Below are 17,644 nucleotides of genomic sequence, written 5' to 3'. Positions count from 1 at the left end.
TAGTTCTCAGGCAACAGCCGAATTACCCACCGTGGAGAGCTGATTCGCGGCATAATTAACAACTGACATATGAGTTTGATAGAACAGTTGCGAGGCGCTATGGAAGAATCGATGCACGTCGGCGAGCAGGAAACGAGCCTACAGGACCAGTCCTACCACACCATTCGACGCAAAATCGTCTACCTGGACTACAAGCCGGGCGAAAAGCTGGGCGTCAAGCAACTTTGCGACGACCTGGATATGGGGCGCACCCCTGTGCGCGAGGCACTGGTGCGTCTGGCGCAAGAGGGCCTGGTGCGCACCGTGCCCCAGAGCGGTACCTACGTCTCACCCATCAACCTCACCCTTGCCGAGAGTGCCTGTTACATCCGCGAGCATCTGGAAAAGCAGGTGATTGTGGAGTGCTGTGCGCGCGCCACGTCGGCCGGCATCGAGCAGCTCGACCGCGCCATCGCGCTGCAGGAAAAGGCCATGGCCGAAGAGGATCGCATCGGCTTCTTTTTGAGCGACAACCTCATGCATCACATGATTTTTAGCATCGCATGTCGCAGCACCGTGTGGTCGTGGCTCGAAGAGACCAATGCCGACCTGGAGCGCTTCCGCTGGCTGCGCGCCGCCACGCAGGTTCTCGACAATCAGGACATCGTGAACGAGCACAAGCAGATTCGCCGCGCCATCGCCGGTCGCGACCCCATCGAAGCGAGCTTTTTGGTCAGCAAGCACCTGCACATGATGTTCCGCAACCAGACCGAGGTTCTGGACCAGTTCCCCGAGTACTTCGAGACCAGCAAGCTCCGCTAACCTGCCAAAAAGGGACAGGTTCATTTTGGCAGGTTTTATCTGGTCAAATGCAAAAAAGGCTCGGCTCCGTCTTGATGCGGAGCCGAGCCTTAGTCGCTAGAACGGCGGAACCAACTACTCTACCGTGACGCTCTTGGCCAGGTTACGGGGCTGGTCGACGTCGCAGCCGCGCAGGATGGCGACCTCGCGGGCGAGCAGCTGCAGCGGGACGCTCGCCGTGATGGGGCTGAACACGTCGCGGACTGCCGGCACGCGGATGATGCAGTCGGCGATCTTGTTGATCTCCTCGTCGCCCTCGGTGGCAACGACGATGACCTTGGCGCCGCGCGCCTTGCACTCCATGAGGTTCGACACGGTCTTGTCGTAGGTGGCGCTCTTGGTGGCCACAGCGATGACGGGGAAGCCCGGGTCGATCAGGGCAATGGGGCCGTGCTTCATCTCGCCGGCGGCGTAGGCCTCGGCGTGCAGGTAGCTGACCTCCTTGAGCTTGAGCGCGCCCTCGTAGGAAATAGCGGCACCCATGCCACGGCCCACGAACAGCGCCGACTGCGCGTCCTTGCACAGCAGGGCGGCCTCATGCACAGCCTCGGTCTGGGTATCCAAAATCCACTGGATCTGCTCGGCCGTATCGGAAAGCTCGCGGAACAGCATGCGCGCCTGCTTAGTGGTCAAGCGGTACTTGACCTGCGCCAGCAGCAGGGCCAAAAGCGTAAGGCTCACGACCTGGCCGATGAAGCTCTTGGTCGAGGCGACCGCAATCTCCTTGTTGGCCTTGGTGTAGATGACGCCGTCGCTCTCACGCGCCACGGGGCTGCCCACCACATTGGTGATGCCAAAGACCTTGGCGCCCTTGATGCGCGCGTCGCGAATGGCGGCAAGGGTATCGGCCGTCTCGCCCGACTGGGACACGGCAACGACAAGCGTCGTCGGCGTAATGATGGGGTTGCGATAACGGAACTCGCTGGCCGCCTCCACCTCGGTGGGGATGCGAGCCCAGCCCTCAATGAGATTCTTGGCAATGAGGCCAGCGTGATAGCTGGTTCCGCAAGCGATCACGTAGACGCGGTCGATGTCGTTGAGTTCCTCGAGCGAAAGGCCCAGCTCGTCGATGTCGAGCTCGCCGGCCGGCGTCATACGACCGACCAGCGTGTCACGCACGACGCGCGGCTGCTCGTGGATTTCCTTGAGCATAAAGTCGGGATAACCGCCCTTTTCGGCCATGTCCAGGTCCCAGTCGATGTGGGTGACCTTGGGCTCGATAACGTTGCCGGCCTCGTCGGTGTACTCGACGCCTGCGGGCGTGAGCTTGGCAAACTGACCGTCCTCGAGCACCACGACATCGCGGGTGGCGTCGATGAGCGCGATGACATCGGAGGCGACATAGGCGCCGGTTTCGCCCACGCCGACTACGATCGGGGAATCCTTGCGGGCCACGGCGATCACGCCGGGCTCGTCAGCGCACACGGCGGCCAGACCATAGGCACCGACCACGTGGGTGCACGCCTCGCGCACGGAGGCCATCAGGTCGTGCGTCTCGGCATAAGCCTCTTCGATCAGATGCGCGAAGACCTCGGTATCGGTCTCGCTCTTAAAGTGGTGGCCGCGACCCTCCAGCTCTTCGCGCAGCTCGGCGAAGTTCTCGATGATGCCGTTGTGGACGATGGCGATACGACCGTCGCAGCTGGTGTGGGGGTGAGCGTTAACGACAGAGGGCTTGCCGTGGGTGGCCCAACGGGTGTGGCCGATACCGCAGGTAGCGTCGCTGTCGATGTTGGAAAGCTCGCTCTCCAGGCCCGCGACCTTGCCCACGCGGCGGATGACGTCGAGGTGCGCCGCGGCGCCCTCGCCCACCTCGAGCGCGACGCCCGAGGAGTCATAGCCGCGATACTCCATACGCTTGAGGCCCGTGACCAGGATGTTCTTTGCAATATCAGAGCCGGTGTAGCCGACAATTCCGCACATAGGATAAATCCCTTCGTCCGCTTGACTGCAAAACGTCCACGCACAGGGGGCGCTGAGACGCATAACGTTCGAGTATTGTACTCACGCAAACGCAAGCTGATATACCAGAAGTGGTATCTCAACTTAGATACCACCCGATGCACACACGTCCAGCCGGTCCAAACCACCACAAAGGTACCTGCCCCCTTCGTGGTGGTCGCGCTGGCAACGGCGTTTCCCCAGATAAACCTGCCAAAATAAACCTGTCCCTTTTTGGTAGGTTTAGGATGCTACAATCTGGCTTGTACTTGAAACGCATCAAAGGGGCCGCTATGGCAAAGGTAAAAATCAGCGACGTCGCGCGCGAGGCCGGGGTTTCGCTGGGCACGGTTTCCAACGCGCTCAACCACCCCGAAAAGCTGCGCCCCGAGACCCTCAAGCTCATCAACGAGACCATCAATCGCCTTGGCTACCTGCCCAACCAAAGCGCCCGTCAGCTCGCGGGCGGCGCCACCAAGTCCTTTGGCCTGGTGCTCCCCCGTCTCGATCACGGCTTTTCGCTCCAAATCGCCAGCGGCGCCCACAACGAGGCCCGCAAGCACGGCTACGACTTGCTCATCGCCAACGCCGATAACGACGACATTCTCGAGGACCATTACCTGCGCTATTTTATGGGCACGCAGATGTCCGGCGTCATGGTTCAGCCCATGGCGTCCCCCGACTGGCATCCGGCCATGACTAAAATGCCCGTGCCGATCGTCCATCTGGACATCCATTGCTCCGAGCCCGGCTACTACGTAGCGGCCGACAACGAGGCCCAGGGTCGCATCATTGCCGAACTTGCCATCGCCCGCGGCGCACGCCATATCACCGTTGTGGGTAGAGCAGCATTTATGCAACTCACCCTGCGCGTCCTTGGCATTCATAAGGCGCTCGCCCTGCACCCCGATATCAAGATCGAAGTCATCGACGCCGGCGAATGGAATACCGCCGCCGACGGCTACGGCATCGGCGCCCAAATCGCCGCGCGCCCCGCCGACGAACGCCCCGATTTTGTCGTCGGTCTGACCGACGTGCTGGCCTCGGGCGTCATCTCGGCGCTGGTCGACAAAGGCATCGCCGTCCCCGGGCAAGTACGCGTAGCAGGTTGCGATGGCAACCCACTCGCTTGGAGCGGATCGGTCCCGCTCACTACGGTAGCGCCCCCGGGCTACGAGATTGGCCGCAAGGGCGTTCAATTGCTCATGGAGCAAATCGAGAACAAGGTCCCGACAAAGACCAAGCATATCCACGTCAGCTCTGCCGCGCGCACCGTCACCGCGGTCACGGCCATCGAGGACATCAACCGCCAAGAACTCGTGCGGCCGTTCCTGCTGGAACGCGCCAGCACCCAGGCAAGCAGCCAGACCGACGCCACGGCCATCAACCTCGGTGCGTATCTATAGCACACCCGCAAGTATGCTAAGTCGCCGCTCAAGCAAAAGGGGCCCGACCATTGCCGGACCCCTTTTGCTTGAGCGCAAACGTGGGCAATTGCTCGTTTCAACACCGCAATTGTCTAGCGCACGGCCTTGACCGCCGCCGCCAGATCGAACAGCGTATCGAGCACGGCCTCGCAGCCATCCACCACGTCCTGCGGCAGCGGCACGATATCGGGGACGGCGAAGACATGGCATCCGGCCGTGATGCCCGAGACGCAGCCGTTGCGCGAATCCTCGACCACGGCACATTCCTCGGGAGCAAAGCCCGCGCGCTCGCAGGCGAGCAGATACATCTCGGGGTCGGGCTTGCCGTGCACGACGTCCTCGCCACACGTTACCGTTTCAAACTTGTCAAAAAGACCGACCATCTTAAGGTTGCGCTCGGCCGTAACGAGGCGCGACGACGTCGCTAGACCCACGTGATAGCCCGCAGCCAGCAGCTCGTCTAGGCACTCGGCGGCACAGGCCTTAAGTTCCAGTTCGGTCTTGACCATCTCGTCGCGAATCTCCTTGTGGCGACGATAGATCGCCTCGGTGGTTTCGTGGCTGCCATAATGCTTATCAAGGATGTCCATAACATCGGGCAGCGTGCGGCCGATAAACTGATGGATCAGCGCTTCATCAATCGCGAGCCCCAGCTCAGCGGCGCCTGCCTTCCAGGCCTTAATCCCCAAACGCTCGGTATCGACCAGCGTTCCATCCATGTCAAAAATAACAGCCTTGATCATATCGGTCCCCCATCGACTCTCGCTGTCGCGTTGCTGCAACTCTACCGCATTTGGCAACTTGTATATAACGTATATGCCATATTGCACTTTCGTTACACAGATAGAAGTCTTATGGCAAGTAACGCATTAGGATTATAGTTTTCGATCGAGTACTCAACGATAAGGATCGTTTCATGATTTTAGACACCACGGCACCCGCAGAGGAGCTTCAAGACAAGCTATCGGCGCTCGAACAGCTGCTTTTGGCATACAGGCGCGTGGCTATCGGGTTTTCCGGCGGCGTTGACAGCAGCTTTTTGGCCGCCGTATGCGCCCGCGTCATGCCTACCAATACCCTCCTCGTCCATCTCACCACGCCGCTCATCGGCACGCCCGAGCAGGCTTCGTTTGAGCAGTCCGTTGATGGGCAGGCCAATGAGGGGCCGCATTTTAAGCTCCCCGTGCTCAATCTTTCGGTTGATCAGCTGCAGCTCCCCCAAGTAGCCTGCAACGATGCCAATCGCTGCTACCACTGCAAGCACGCCGGCTTTACCGCCATCGTCAACCACGCCAAGTCGCTCGGCTTTCCCACCGTCATCGATGGCAGCAATGCAAGCGATCGCGGTGACTACCGCCCCGGCATGCGTGCGGCAGAAGAGCTCGGCGTACGCTCACCCCTTATGGAGGTCGGCTTTACCAAGGACGAAGAGCGCGAGCTGCTGCGCGCATGGGGTTATCCCGTTTGGAACCTGCCGGCGGGAGCATGTCTTGCCACGCGCGTCCCCACGGGCGAGGAGCTTACGCGCGAGAAGGTCGATTTAATCCGCGCCTGCGAGGATTACCTGCACGATCTTGATCTGGCACAGGTACGCGCGCGCTTGATCGGCGGCTGCATGCATATCGAGGCCGCACCCGCAGATGTCGCCAAGATTGCTGCCCTCGGCGGCAACGCCGTCGATGCCGAGGGCAAAACCCCGCTGCCCGCCGTTATCGAGTCCGCGCTGCGCGAACTGGGCTGCGACCATATCTCCCCCGAGGTCACCCCCTACATCCACGGCAACATGAATCTTTAGGTTACGCCGTTTTACAAACGGCGTAACTGCTCGGCGCTGCGCGGGCCCCGGGCACGGCAATCTGACGTTCAACTTCACGGGCGCGACCAAAAGGTCAGCGCCCGCTTGTTTCACGTCACCTTACCGCACCCGGAGCCCGCTCGCTCGCATATGCTCAACCTGCACTGCGTTAACTGACCTGCCAATAAGGGACAGGTTTATTTTGGCAGGTTTTATCTGGGGAAATATCGCGAGGCAGTCGCCCCCCCCTAGCACCCATCTCACTTCGAGAGACACAAGAGGGGCGACTCGCCTGCATCTACTTCTTCCGATAGCGGCGGTTGCGGCTCGTCGACGAACCCATTACTTCGATGAGCCCTTTATCCTCCATTTTTGGCAGATGGTAGCGGACGGACGAATTTTGGCATTCCGTCTCTCTAAAACAATAGATTTATCTCTCTAACGTTTCGTATATCTCTCTAACTTTAGAGAGATAAGCGCCTTGTTTTAGAGAGACATTTAGAGAGATGTATCGAATTCACTGTTAGATTGCCCAATGTTATCTCTTTAACTAGCTTTCTCTTTAGAGAGACATTTAGAGAGACGAGCGCAATCTCTCTAATCAAGGGCTCCACTCTTTAAGGTGCACACTTCCTAACCGTGCCCTAAGTTGCGGTGAAATAACTCACGATTAGCCTGCCAAAAAGCGACAGGTTTATTTTGGCAGGTTTTATCTGGGGAAACGCAAATAGGGCCGTGACACCCATACGGCGTCGCGGCCCTTTTCCTTGGAGAAGGATCAATTGATTGAACGGGATGACCGTTCTAGTCTTCGAGTCCGCTATTGATGAGCTCCGCAATCTCAACGGGATCGGTGCTCGCGCGCACCTTGTCACGGAAGCCGGCGTCCATCAGCATCACGGCAGCCTTGGAGAGCAGACGCAGGTGCGTAGTTCCGGCCTCGCCGGCGGGCACGTACAGCGCGAGCGCAACATCGACGGGCACCCCATCGAAGCTCGGCCATTCAACGGGCTCGGTCAGTTTAAGCACGGCAACGCCCGGCGTGTGGATCGCGTCGCTTTTGGCATGCGGAACGGCAAAACCGGCGACAAGGCCGGTCTCGGCCTCGTTCTCGCGAGCAATGAAGGCGGCCTCTACGGCAGATGCGTCATCGGCAAAGCCGAGCTCGATGGCCTGCTCGGACAAATAATGTAGGGCGTCCTCGCGCGAGGCGGCGGTATACCCGATTGTCACTTGGTTGGCAGATACAAATCCCATGGAAACCTTCCTTACAACACGGACCTGACCGCAGCTTCGATGCCGTCGGCGTCCAAACCGTACTTGTGCAGCAAATCGACCGCAGGGCCGGACTCGCCATACACATCGCGCACGCCGACGCGACGCATCGGCACCGGATGCTGCTCTGCGAGCACCGAGGCCACGGCCTCGCCAAGACCACCGATAATCGAATGCTCCTCGGCGGTGACCACGCGACCGGTCTTCTTGGCGCTGGCAACCACCAGGCGCTCATCAAGCGGCTTGATCGTGTGCATATTGATGACCTCGGCATCGATACCATCGGCAGCGAGCGCCTCGGCAGCCTCAAGCGCCTCGGCGACCATAAGGCCACAAGCGATGATGGTCACATCGGACCCCTCGCGCACGACCACGCCGCGACCAATCTTGAACTCATAGTCCTCGTGATCGTTAATGACCGGCGTTGCCAGGCGTCCGAAGCGCATGTAGACCGGTCCCTCAAACTCATAGGCGGCGCGCACGCAAGCGCGAGCCTCGATGTCATCGGCGGGAACGATTACCGTCATACCCGGGATCGTGCGCATGAGTGCGATATCCTCGCAGCACTGGTGCGTGGCGCCGTCTTCACCGACCGAGATACCCGCATGCGTGGCACCGATTTTGACGTTGAGGTGCGGATAGCCAATGGAATTACGCACTTGTTCGTACGCGCGACCGGCGGCAAACATCGCAAAGGTGCTCGCAAAGGCGACGTGGCCCGTGGTCGCGATGCCGGCGGCGAGCCCCATCAGGTTGCTCTCGGCAATGCCGGCGTCGTAGAAGCGCTCAGGGTGCGCAGCCTTAAACTTACCGGTCTGCGTGGCGGCGGCCAGGTCGGCATCGAGAACCACAAAGTCATCGCGCTCATTGCCCAGCTCGACAAGTGCCTCGCCATAGCTAACGCGCGTGGCGACTTTCTTGACGTCTGCCATTAGAGCTCCTCCCCTGCCGCTGCGAGCTCGGCCATGGCCTGCTCAAACTGTTCATCGTTGGGTGCCTTGCCGTGCCAGCCCACCTGGTTTTCCATAAAGGAGACGCCCTTGCCCTTCACCGTCTCGGCGATAATGGCCACGGGCGAGTCGCTCACTTTGCGGGCCTCGGCAAAGGCGGCGGCAATCTGCGCCATGTCGTTACCGTCGGCGAGCTCGATCACATGCCACTTAAAGGCGCGGAACTTGTCAGCGAGCGGCATGGCCGAGTTAACTTCATCGATTGTGCCGTCAATCTGCAAGCCGTTGTGGTCGACGACGGCAACAAGATTGTCGAGCGCATGGTTGCCGGCAAACATGGCCGCCTCCCACACCTGGCCCTCCTCGCACTCGCCGTCGCCCAGCAACGTGTAGACGCGGTAGCTGTCACCCCAGTGCTTTGCGGCGAGTGCCATTCCAACCGCGGCGGAGATGCCCTGACCGAGCGATCCGGTGGACATATCGATGCCAGGGGCGTCGTTCATGTTGGGATGGCCCTGCAGTCGGCTGCCAATATGACGCAGCGTCTCGAGCTCTTCGACGGGAAAATAGCCGCGATTTGCCAACACCGAATACAGGCCCGGCGCCGCGTGACCCTTGGAGAGCACAAAGCGATCGCGATCGGCCTTGTGAGGGTCGGCAGGATCGATATTCATTTCCTCAAAGTACAGATACGCCATGATGTCGGCAGCACCGAGCGATCCACCCGGGTGTCCCGACTTGGCCGCGTGAACCGCAGTCACGACACCCTTCCTGACCTCATTGGCGACCTTCGCCAGCTCCTGGTTGGTCATACGAATTCCTCTCTTGAGAACAACCCCGGCACCGGATGACGCGATGCCGGGGCAATCCACTCGTTAAGCCTGAGCGACGACCTTCTGCCAGTCAGCCTCAAAAGAGGCGAGGCCCTGGTCGGTCAGCGGATGATGCAGGCACTTCTTGAGAGCGGCCATGGGCACGGTCGCAATATCGGCACCGAGTAGCGCGGCCTGGGTCACGTGGTTGGGCGTACGAACCGAGGCGGTGATGATCTCGACGGTGTCGTCGACGTTCTTGCCCGTCCAGTCGTAGTTCTTAATGCAGGTCACGACGTTGTCGAGCCGCGAGATACCGTCCTCGGCGATGTCATCGAAACGACCGACAAACGGGCTGATGTAGCGAGCACCGGCATTGGCGGCCATAAGGGCCTGCGTCGGCGAGAAGACGAGCGTCATGTTGACGCGCACGCCAGCATCGGCCAGCGCACGGCAGGCGGCAAGGCCGGCCTCGCACACGGGAAGCTTGACCACGATGTTGGGGGCGAGGGCGGCAAGGCGCTTGCCCTCCTCGATCATACCCTCGGCAGTGGTAGCGGTAGACTCGGCGGAAACGGGCAGGCCCTCGCAGAGCTCGGCAATCTTGAGCATATGCGGCTCAAAGTCGGCAAGCTTGCCGCCGGTCTTGGCGTACAGGGACGGGTTGGTGGTAACACCGGCCAGGCAGCCCCAGCTCTTGGCCTCGGCGATCTCGTCCAGATTGGCGGTATCGATAAAGAACTTCATGGTGCAAACTCCTTCGAAGGAATCCAAAACTCAAAAAATAGGACAAAGGGGATGTCCCTTTGTCCTATGTGCCGGGCCTGCGGCTGGGACATGCCCCAGGCCCGGCGTCGCGTAGGAAAAGCTACTTACTCGGCAAGAGCGGCCTCGATGCGGGTCGTGACGCCCTTGAGGTTAAGACCGACGACGTACTGCTTGATCGGGCGCTTGATGTGCTCGATGACAAAGCGCTTGCCGTCGATGTCCTGAGCGGCGAGGTTGCGGTAGAGCTTCTCGACCTGCTCCTTGACCTCGGGATCGTTGAACGCATAGTGACCGGAGACATCCAGGATCTTCAGGCTGAGCTCATCGTCGGCAAGAATGTCGTCGACCTGCAGGTTGACGTCGTCGCCAGTCATCCACTTGCGCCAGCGCTCGGTCTTGATAGCCTTGACCAGCAGGGTGTGATACAGGTCGGAGGGGTCATCGCACAGACCGTTGTCGACCAGGATCTGCTCGGTGGCGCAGAGCTTGAGGTAGGCGCGGGTCTCCTCGGTGCCATACTGCGGAGCAACGTTGGAGGCGGTCACGTGTGCCGGGATGTGCTCGAGCAGCGTCGCGTCGTCCAGATAGTCGGCGTTGTGCTCCTTCAGGCCCACGCCGTAGCGCTTAGCCATGTCGGCGAGCTCGCGGGCATTCTTGAAGTTGTAATGGCCGACCTGCTCGGTCCAACGGGTGAGCGTACCGGTCTGGCCGACGATAAAGGTGGGCATGGGGCAGCCGCGCTTCTCGAGCTCGGGCTGCAGCTGAGAAATGAACTCCTCGTACTTATCGGTAGAGGTCAAGCCGCCATTGGTCTCCTCGGTACCGACCTCATAGGCAACCTCGGGCAGGTTATGCTCGCGACGGTACTGCTCAAGGTAGTCGATAAGATCAATCGTGCGGCGAAGCACCACGTCGAGCGGAATAACCTTGCCGATCTGATAGGGGTCCTTGGTGGGGTCGACCATCAGCAGGTCAAAGCCCGCCTCCATGTCGGCGACGAAGGACTTGCGGGCGAGCTCCATGGCCTCGTCCTCGGGCAGGTGGGCGTTACGCTCCTCGTCGCGCTGCCACGGACCGCCGTGATCGCGGCACAGGTAGTACGGACCGGTGTAACCCACCTCGTCGGCAACCTTCTTGATGTCGGCGGCAAAGCGCGTCTGGTCCCAACCGTTGACGTAGCCGGCGCCCATCTCGTCCATATCGACCTGGTTGCGGCTGGCGATAAACATGGGCGGGAAATCCTCGTCCTTGGCAAGCTCGAACACGGCCTGAATCAGGTTGGGGCTCATGGGGCCAATGCCGACCATGGTTGCGTGATCGCCGCTATCCTGCAGCTTGAGCATGCCCTGAACGGCCTGACGGATGGTGAGGTTGGACATTTTGTTCTCCTTCTCCAGAGGATTTTTGACAAAAGTTCCCTGGGACCCAGATGTGGGCCCTATCAGTACGGATGGATTTTGTTGTGTAGGGGCGGTTGTGCGGAGTCAAATCCATCCCTCCGTACAACCGGAGTCCTTAAAGGTTTACTTGGCCTGCTTGTCGAGCGTGGGCTTCATGGCAATCAGGATTGCAGCGGCGACCACGGCGCCAATCACGATGTCCAGGCAGAACAGCGCGACGTTGTTGGTGGCAAGGGCGACGATAAAGCCACCGTGCGGGACGTAGCAGTCGATGCCCTGGAAGGCGGCAAGTGCCGCACCCACGGCAGAGCCGATGCAAATGCCGGGCAGGGTGTGACCGAGGTCCTTGACCGCGAAGGGGATAGCGCCCTCGGTAATACCGATGCAGCCCATGAACAGCGCGGAGATGCCCATCTGGCGGTCAGCGTCATCGAACTTGTTCTTGGCGATGAGCGCAGCGAGGCCACAGGCGATCGGGGGAACGGCGACGGCGACGCGGAACATACCGTTAGGACCGTAGATACCGGAGGCCATGATGGCCATGGTGAAGGTCGAGGCGGTCTTGTTGATGGGGCCACCCATATCGAAGGCGGTCATAACGCCAATGACCAGACCCAGGACAACTGCGGAACCGCCCTGCAGGCTGCCGAGCACGCCGGTGAGCCAGTCCATCACAAAGCCAAGCGGCGTGGCCAGGATGTAGATATAGGCCATGCCCAGGACAAGCGAGGTCAGAATCGGGATGATCAGGATGGGCATGATGGTCTGGATGGTGTTGTTGACCTTCCAGGTCTTCATCCAGCGGACAAAGTAGCCGCAGATGACCGCCATGATCATGGCGCCCAAGAAGCCGGTCGAAACGCTGTTGCCGTTAGGGGTAACGACTGCGTTGTTGACCAGGTAGCCCAGGACAAAACCGGGGGCGAGCGCGGGCTTGCCAGCCATCGAGTAGGCGATGTATGCCGCAAGCACCGGGATCATCATGGAGATGCCGGCCATGCCGATGGTGTTAAGACTCACCATCAGCGGGTTCGTAACCTCCATGCCGTTGGCGCCGGCGGTACCGGATGCCAGCGAGAAGGCGAGGAACACGCCGCCGATAACGACGATGGGGATAAAATAGGAAACGCCGGTATTGAATGCATTGAGCAGCGTCTTGCCAGGATCGGCAAAGATAGACTGCTTGGACGCCGGTGTCGGGGCCTGCGGGGCAGCGGAGACGGCCTTCTTCTCTGCCTTGGCCTCGGCCTTGGGCGCGTCAACGGCGCCACCCGTCGCCTTGATGATCTCAATGGCCTGGTCGATGATCTTTACCGGATCGGCGATTACATCAGAGGTGCCGACCTTCAGGAACTTGCCCTCGGCCATCTTCTGCTCAAAACGGTCCTCGTTCTCGACACCCACGTCGACGGACTCCAGGACCAGGTCGGCGGAGTCCACGTCTTCCTGCGTGAGCTCATTCTCGATACCCAGGCCACCCTGAGCCTCGACCTTGCACTCGATGCCACGGGCGGCGCATTCATCCTGAATCGCCTTCTGGGCCATATACGTGTGGGCGATACCCACAGTACAGGCGGCAACGCCTACGATCTTCATTGCTTCCCTCTTTTCATAGAGTTGCGTGCGCAAGACACCGTTTGCGGAGGCCTCCGGAGCATCCCCTGCCGTTTGGACTTGCTGTCTTTTCGACAAGAACAATATAGGTGCTCGTTTTTCTTAATGCCAGCTTATTTCGGTAAACGCGCGGGTCAGAGCGTTGGTTATGCGATTTAGTTATGCGTTTAACCAAAAATGAATCCTGCGATTTTGCCCTCGATTTCAAAAGTCAAGAAGTATTTGATTTTCTCGGTAGACGGCAGATGCGCATGCCGGTCACAAATTTCGACCCCACCCGTATGCCGCATTTGTTGCATACTCATATGAAAGGAAAAAGCCGCTCACCGAAGCGTATCCTTCACCAAGACTCAAAGTCATCATGTTGGAAAATGCTCATCTGTCGGAAGGAGTCGCTGTGGCAAAACAGCGCGTTACGATCGCAGACGTCGCTCGAGAGGCGGGAACCTCGACGGCAAGCGTCTCGTATTACCTCAACGACAAACGAGAAAAGCTTAGCGAGAAGACGCAGAACAAAATCGCGCGCGTCATTAAGGAACTCGGATACGTTCCCAACGACCAAGCGCAGACGCTCACCGGCAAGCAAACCCACGTCATTGCCATCATCATTTTGGATAACACCAACAAATGGGCGGGGCTCGTTCTCAATGGCATGGAGCAGGTCATGCTCCCCGCGGGCTACCAGACGGTCGTTTGCACGAGCAACTTTAACCCCGAGACCGAGCTCATGTACGTCGACAAGATGCTCTCGCTGGGCGTCGATGGCTTTATCATCCAGCCCACGGCAAACTTCAAAGCCGTGCATGACCGCATTAGACGCGCCGGCAAGCCGGTCGTCTTTTTCGATGCGGCCATCTATAGCCCAGGTACCAGCTGGATCAAAACCAACCTTTACGACGGCGTGTACAACGCCACACAGGCACTCCTCGACGCCGGCTACGAAGATTTCTTTTCCATTGCCGCCAACATGACCGAAATGCGCACCCGCATGGAGCGTTTTCAGGGGTATGCCGAGGCGCTGGCAGCGAACGGGCAGCTCTACAAAGCGATTCCCATCGATCACAACAAGCCGTCAATCAACGAGCTCACTGAATACTTTAAATTCAAGTTCAATCCCGCCAAGCGAACCCTTATCTTCGTGCAAAATCAGTGGGCACTTCCCCGTGTCTACAAGGCCCTCCAGCCAATGGCCCATCTGCTTCCGCAGCAAATCGGCCTTTTGGGACTCAACTGCGAAGACTGGACTAATCTCACCACACCGACCGTCTCCACCATCATCGAGCCCGTCGACCAAGAAGGTCGCGAAGCAGCCGAGATGCTGCTCGCCCTACTTGACGGAAGCAGCGAACCCGGCGAGCAGCGCATTCTCGAGTGCAAGCTCAACTGGCTCGACTCCACCTCGATCTAGACCGCGGGACAAATGAATCAGTAGCGTTTGTCTCAAATCTTAAGTATTTGTTCGACAGAACGGCCCTTGCCGGCTCCTGCTAGACTGGTAGATTCCCAACCGTCCATCCAGGAGCCTCAATGTCGCGCAAGCCCGCCTACAAGCAAGCACTTTCCATCGGCACCGCCGTGGTGCTGGGGTTTGCGCTGTTTACGGGATCGCTCGACGGAGCGCCCAAGTTGCTGTCGCCGCAAGGCGATGAGCAGGCGGCGGCTCTGGCCGAAAAACAAAACGAGAGTCCCAGCCGCACCGACGACGAGGCAGACCTGGTCGCTCGGCTCGAATCGGGAACGGCGAGCGCGGCGGACCCTCAAAACAGCCAGGACTCTGGCGATGGCTCCGATTCCGCCGCGACCGACACCGATGACGACGTTTCCGCGGGCAGTGCCGCCACCCCCATCGACGAGGTCGAAAACCCCGACCTCAACCGCGCCCGCGGTGTTTATCTCAGCAGCATTCCCGACTACGCCGGCAACCCCTACGTTGCCCTTCGCGCCGACAGCACGCACCCGCTCGGCACACCATCATTCACGCTCGATGAATACGAGCGCGCTACAGAAGAGGGCTGCTTTAAGAAGTTCTCCAAGCTCGACAGCCTGGGCCGCACCCGCAAAGCGCTCGCCTGCGTGGGCCCCGAATCACTCGGTCAAGGCGAGCGCGGCGATATCTCGCGCATCCATCCTGCCGGTTGGCACCAGCAGCGCTACGACTTTATTCCGGGCCAGAGCCTCTACAACCGCTGCCACCTTATCGCCTGGTCGCTCTGCGGCGAAAACGCCAACCGCAAGAATCTCCTCACCGGCACGCGCTATCTCAACGAGACGGGCATGCTGCCGTTTGAAGAGCAGATTCTCAACTATATTCGCGATACGGGCAACCATGTGCTCTACCGCGTCACGCCTATGTATAACGAAGAGGAACTTGTCTGCCGTGGCATGCGCCTTGAGGCGCAATCGGTCGAGGACCACGGCAAGACCCTCTGCTTCCACGTATATTGCTACAACCTGCAGCCGCACGTGCAGATCGACTACACCACCGGCCGCAATCAGGCCTCGGGAGACTAGGACCGACCAAGCTGCCCCAAAGCCTAAATGATCCGTTTTCCTCCGTCCCCAAGGAATCAAAAAGGGCCGCCCCGGTTACCCAGGGCGGCCCTTTCGTCAGCACCTACATTGCAGACAAAATCACGCGCTACTTGGCACGGCCCTCCTCATAGCGCTCGACCAGCTTGGCCTGAACGTCATAAGGCACCTGCTCATAGCCTGCGGGCTTCATGGTAAAGTCACCCGTGCCGCGCGTGATAGAGCGCAGGCGCGTCGAATAATCCGTCAGCTCTGCCAGCGGCGCCTGGGCAATAACCACGGTATCGCCGCGCTCATCGGTCTCCATGCCCGTCACGCGACCGCGCGATGCCGAGATGTCGCCCATCACAGCGCCGGCGTAGCTCTCGGGGATGGTCACCGTAATTTCCTCAATGGGCTCCAGCACCACCGGGTCGGCATCGGCGCATGCCTTGCGCAGGCCGATGCGAGCCGCCGCGCGGAACGCCATCTCGTTGGAGTCGACGCTGTGATACGAGCCGTCGTACACAGCCACGCGAATGCCCGTGAGCGGGTAGCCGGCAATGATGCCGTCCTTCATGGTCTCCTGGACACCCTTGTCCACGGCGGGGATCAGCGAGCGCGGGATGCGGCCACCCACGACCTCGTCAACAAACTCATAGCCGTCGCTCGTACCGTCGGGCCCAATGAGCGGCTCAACGCGCAGCCAGCAGTCGCCATACTGACCGGCACCGCCAGTCTGCTTCTTGTGGCGGCCCTGGGCACTCGCCGTGCGGCGAATGGTCTCGCGATACGGGATGCGAATCGGCACGCTTTTGGCCACGACCTTGGTGCGATCCTCAAGGCGATTGAGCAACACCGAAACCTGCGCCTCACCCACGGCGGAGATGATGGTCTGGCCGGTCTCCTCGTCGCGGTCGATGCTCATAGTCGGATCGGCCTTACAGGCCTTCTCGATAAACGTGTAGAGCTTCTCTTCGTCCCCGCGATTCTCGGACTCGATGGCGATGCGGTACTGAGAGTTGGGGAACTTAAACGCCGCAGCCTCGACCTTACCGGTAATGGAGAGCGTATCGCCCGTCTCGGCCGCCAGCTTGGGCGCCACGATGATGTCGCCGGCATAGGCGTGACCGACCTCGGTCATGTCGCGGCCGCACATCACATACAGGTGAGCCAGACGATCGCTCTTGCGGGTACGCGCGTTGATCAGCTCAAGACCCGGCTCAAGCGTACCCGTCAGCACCTTGATAAAGCTGATGCGACCCTGCTGCGGATCGGCCAGCGTCTTAAACACAAACGCCACCGGACGGTCATCGTCGCTCGAAATCTTGAGCGAATCACCGTCGATGAGCGGCATCTCGCCGTAGTCCGTCGGCGCCGGGAAGTACGTCGCGATGTCGTCCATCAGCGAGTTGACGCCCTGCTCCTTAATGCAATCGCCCGCAAAGACCGGCACAAAGATGCGCTCGGCAATCGCCTTCGACAGCAAGCCCTCAAGCTCCTCCTGCGTCAGCGTCTCCTCGCCTTCCAGGTACTTCATCATCAGCTCATCGTCGGCCTCGGCCACCAGCTCGCACAGATGGTCGTGGGCCTCCTCGGCCTGGGCACGATACTCCTCGGGAATCTCCGACTCAACGGCTTCGGTGCCGTTGCAATGGCGCGCCTTCATGCGCACCAGGTCGATGATGCCGTCAAAGTCCTCGCCCTCGCCCCAGGGAAGGGTCACGGCGCCCAGGCGCGTGCCAAAGCGCTCTTGCAGCAGGTCCATCGTGGTCGCAAAGCTGGCCTCGGAGCGCGACAGGCGGTTTACGAACACCGCACGCGCCAGACGCAGGTCCTCGGCGGCATACCAGAGCTTAACCGTCGTAGGCTGTGGGCCGGCCTCGGCGTCGACCACAAACAGAGCCGTCTCGCAGACGCTCATCGCGGCAAAGGCGTCGCCGATAAAATCGGGGTAGCACGGGGCATCGAGCACATTGATGCGCGCGCCCTTCCAGTCGATCGGCGCAATGGTCGTCGAGATGGAAAACGCACGCTTGACCTCTTCGGGGTCATAGTCGAGCGTGGGCTTGGTGCCGTCGTGGCCGCCCAGGCGGGCGGTCTTGCCGGAAAGGTGGAGCATGGCTTCGGCGAGTGAAGTCTTGCCCACCCCGCCTTGGCCTACGAGCACCACGTTCCTTACGTTACCGGTCTTGGGAGCACCCATGATGACCTCCTTGCAGGGCCGCGCGCAATGCGCGACGCCAACGGGGAGAGTTCGCGGTCGGTGCCATCCCGGGAGCAGCATGGTCGGCAGCCGAGCCGACTCACCCTC

General features: G+C 60.2%; 14 protein-coding genes. 5 read left to right on the top strand and 9 right to left on the bottom strand.

Features of this window, described 5'->3' with window-relative positions; all coding sequences use genetic code 11:
• Positions 1 to 99 precede the first annotated feature (99 nt).
• Positions 100 to 801, top strand: coding sequence for a GntR family transcriptional regulator (locus I4W09_RS07345; protein WP_226790702.1), 702 nt, complete (start codon positions 100 to 102; stop codon positions 799 to 801).
• A gap of 114 nt (positions 802 to 915) precedes the next feature.
• Here I4W09_RS07345 and glmS read toward each other — a convergent pair whose 3' ends face one another.
• A complete protein-coding gene (gene glmS / locus I4W09_RS07340) occupies positions 916 to 2,763 on the bottom strand; it encodes a glutamine--fructose-6-phosphate transaminase (isomerizing) (protein WP_196033277.1) in 1,848 nt (615 codons plus the stop codon).
• Positions 2,764 to 3,074: 311 nt separating this feature from the next.
• Between glmS and I4W09_RS07335 the strand changes: the two genes are divergently transcribed.
• Entirely contained in the window at positions 3,075 to 4,187 is a 1,113-nt protein-coding gene (locus tag I4W09_RS07335) for a LacI family DNA-binding transcriptional regulator (RefSeq protein WP_230318725.1), read from the top strand.
• Between the two features lie 113 nt (positions 4,188 to 4,300).
• Here I4W09_RS07335 and I4W09_RS07330 read toward each other — a convergent pair whose 3' ends face one another.
• A complete protein-coding gene (locus tag I4W09_RS07330) occupies positions 4,301 to 4,951 on the bottom strand; it encodes an HAD family hydrolase (protein ID WP_196033271.1) in 651 nt (216 codons plus the stop codon).
• 173 nt (positions 4,952 to 5,124) lie between these two features.
• Between I4W09_RS07330 and larE the strand changes: the two genes are divergently transcribed.
• Positions 5,125 to 6,003, top strand: a complete 879-nt coding sequence (gene larE, locus I4W09_RS07325) for an ATP-dependent sacrificial sulfur transferase LarE (RefSeq protein WP_196033268.1) — start codon at positions 5,125 to 5,127, stop codon at positions 6,001 to 6,003.
• An 804-nt stretch (positions 6,004 to 6,807) separates the two neighbouring features.
• On the opposite strand, the gene I4W09_RS07315 is transcribed toward larE, so the two are convergent.
• From I4W09_RS07315 to I4W09_RS07290, 6 genes are all read right to left on the bottom strand, one after another.
• A complete protein-coding gene (locus tag I4W09_RS07315) occupies positions 6,808 to 7,260 on the bottom strand; it encodes a PTS sugar transporter subunit IIA (RefSeq protein ID WP_055310174.1) in 453 nt (150 codons plus the stop codon).
• 11 nt (positions 7,261 to 7,271) lie between these two features.
• Positions 7,272 to 8,210, bottom strand: a complete 939-nt coding sequence (locus I4W09_RS07310; RefSeq protein WP_196033265.1) for a transketolase family protein — start codon at positions 8,208 to 8,210, stop codon at positions 7,272 to 7,274.
• Entirely contained in the window at positions 8,210 to 9,040 is an 831-nt protein-coding gene (locus tag I4W09_RS07305) for a transketolase (protein WP_156063460.1), read from the bottom strand. The genes I4W09_RS07310 and I4W09_RS07305 overlap by 1 nt, the downstream gene beginning before the upstream one ends.
• Positions 9,041 to 9,103: 63 nt before the next feature.
• Entirely contained in the window at positions 9,104 to 9,787 is a 684-nt protein-coding gene (gene fsa / locus I4W09_RS07300; RefSeq protein ID WP_196033260.1) for a fructose-6-phosphate aldolase, read from the bottom strand.
• Positions 9,788 to 9,912: 125 nt separating this feature from the next.
• Positions 9,913 to 11,187 carry a class II D-tagatose-bisphosphate aldolase non-catalytic subunit gene (locus I4W09_RS07295; RefSeq protein ID WP_195192740.1) on the bottom strand — a complete coding sequence of 425 codons (1,275 nt, stop codon included), beginning with the start codon at positions 11,185 to 11,187 and terminating at the stop codon, positions 9,913 to 9,915.
• 144 nt (positions 11,188 to 11,331) lie between these two features.
• Positions 11,332 to 12,804 carry a PTS fructose transporter subunit IIC gene (locus I4W09_RS07290; RefSeq protein ID WP_196033257.1) on the bottom strand — a complete coding sequence of 491 codons (1,473 nt, stop codon included), beginning with the start codon at positions 12,802 to 12,804 and terminating at the stop codon, positions 11,332 to 11,334.
• 415 nt (positions 12,805 to 13,219) lie between these two features.
• On the opposite strand from I4W09_RS07290, the gene I4W09_RS07285 reads away from it, so the two are divergent.
• Positions 13,220 to 14,230 carry a LacI family DNA-binding transcriptional regulator gene (locus tag I4W09_RS07285; protein ID WP_271756786.1) on the top strand — a complete coding sequence of 337 codons (1,011 nt, stop codon included), beginning with the start codon at positions 13,220 to 13,222 and terminating at the stop codon, positions 14,228 to 14,230.
• A gap of 119 nt (positions 14,231 to 14,349) precedes the next feature.
• A complete protein-coding gene (locus I4W09_RS07280; protein WP_152067555.1) occupies positions 14,350 to 15,333 on the top strand; it encodes a DNA/RNA non-specific endonuclease in 984 nt (327 codons plus the stop codon).
• A gap of 127 nt (positions 15,334 to 15,460) precedes the next feature.
• Here the strand turns inward: I4W09_RS07280 and I4W09_RS07275 are convergent, their stop codons facing one another.
• Positions 15,461 to 17,536 (bottom strand): elongation factor G, encoded by a 2,076-nt coding sequence (locus tag I4W09_RS07275; RefSeq protein ID WP_196033250.1) that lies wholly within the window; start codon positions 17,534 to 17,536, stop codon positions 15,461 to 15,463.
• Positions 17,537 to 17,644 lie beyond the last annotated feature (108 nt).

It is taken from the genome of Collinsella aerofaciens (genome assembly GCF_015670795.1).
Taxonomy (GTDB): domain Bacteria; phylum Actinomycetota; class Coriobacteriia; order Coriobacteriales; family Coriobacteriaceae; genus Collinsella; species Collinsella aerofaciens_Q.
Note: the sequence above shows the minus strand (reverse complement) of the source record. Positions and strands in the feature narration are given on the sequence as shown.

Excerpts from the sequence above, each read along its gene's own strand:
- I4W09_RS07345 (WP_226790702.1), top strand. The coding sequence starts at position 100 with ATGGAAGAATCGATGCACGTCGGCGAGCAGGAAACGAGCCTACAGGAC.
- glmS (WP_196033277.1), bottom strand. The coding sequence starts at position 2,763 with ATGTGCGGAATTGTCGGCTACACCGGCTCTGATATTGCAAAGAACATC.
- I4W09_RS07335 (WP_230318725.1), top strand. The coding sequence starts at position 3,075 with ATGGCAAAGGTAAAAATCAGCGACGTCGCGCGCGAGGCCGGGGTTTCG.
- I4W09_RS07330 (WP_196033271.1), bottom strand. The coding sequence starts at position 4,951 with ATGATCAAGGCTGTTATTTTTGACATGGATGGAACGCTGGTCGATACC.
- larE (WP_196033268.1), top strand. The coding sequence starts at position 5,125 with ATGATTTTAGACACCACGGCACCCGCAGAGGAGCTTCAAGACAAGCTA.
- I4W09_RS07315 (WP_055310174.1), bottom strand. The coding sequence starts at position 7,260 with ATGGGATTTGTATCTGCCAACCAAGTGACAATCGGGTATACCGCCGCC.
- I4W09_RS07310 (WP_196033265.1), bottom strand. The coding sequence starts at position 8,210 with ATGGCAGACGTCAAGAAAGTCGCCACGCGCGTTAGCTATGGCGAGGCA.
- I4W09_RS07305 (WP_156063460.1), bottom strand. The coding sequence starts at position 9,040 with ATGACCAACCAGGAGCTGGCGAAGGTCGCCAATGAGGTCAGGAAGGGT.
- fsa (WP_196033260.1), bottom strand. The coding sequence starts at position 9,787 with ATGAAGTTCTTTATCGATACCGCCAATCTGGACGAGATCGCCGAGGCC.
- I4W09_RS07295 (WP_195192740.1), bottom strand. The coding sequence starts at position 11,187 with ATGTCCAACCTCACCATCCGTCAGGCCGTTCAGGGCATGCTCAAGCTG.
- I4W09_RS07290 (WP_196033257.1), bottom strand. The coding sequence starts at position 12,804 with ATGAAGATCGTAGGCGTTGCCGCCTGTACTGTGGGTATCGCCCACACG.
- I4W09_RS07280 (WP_152067555.1), top strand. The coding sequence starts at position 14,350 with ATGTCGCGCAAGCCCGCCTACAAGCAAGCACTTTCCATCGGCACCGCC.
- I4W09_RS07275 (WP_196033250.1), bottom strand. The coding sequence starts at position 17,536 with ATGGGTGCTCCCAAGACCGGTAACGTAAGGAACGTGGTGCTCGTAGGC.